We start from the raw sequence: 366 nt of genomic DNA, 5'->3' as shown, positions 1-366 counted from the left end.
GCTCAGCCTCGAGGAGCTCTCGGGGCTTCCCGAGTACGCGACGATCAAGGAGGTCGTCTCCGACAAGCTGCGCGCCGCGTCGGTCGAGCACCACATCATCCCCGGCGAGGGCCGCGACTGGCTGCTCTTCAAGGTGGAGGACGCCCCCGAGGTCGACGAGGCCTTCCGCCAGCTCGAGCAAGAGACGGGAAAGGCCGCCGAGCGCGCAAGGGAGCGGCTCTCCGAGATAGCCGAGAGGCGCCGGGCGCCCGAGCGGCTGGCCGAGCGCGCCGAGCGTGCGCGCGAGGCGTCGAGGGCCCACAGCCAGGGCCCCGGCCGGGAGCACGGCCCGCGGCATATCGAGGGGCCCGAGAGATGAGGTGGCAG

At 73.0% G+C, this 366-nt stretch carries 1 protein-coding gene; it reads left to right on the top strand.

Annotation, left to right across the window (positions count from 1 at the left end; genetic code table 11):
• A partial coding sequence (locus tag DW180_RS10250; protein ID WP_199569903.1) for a hypothetical protein occupies nt 1–358 on the top strand: 358 nt, incomplete at its 5' end.
• Between the last annotated feature and the right edge of the window lie 8 nt (nt 359–366).

It is taken from the genome of Collinsella sp. AM16-21 (genome assembly GCF_003471905.1).
Lineage (GTDB): Bacteria > Actinomycetota > Coriobacteriia > Coriobacteriales > Coriobacteriaceae > Collinsella.
The sequence above is the reverse complement of the archived record's forward strand: the minus strand, read 5'-3'. Positions and strand labels throughout refer to the sequence as shown.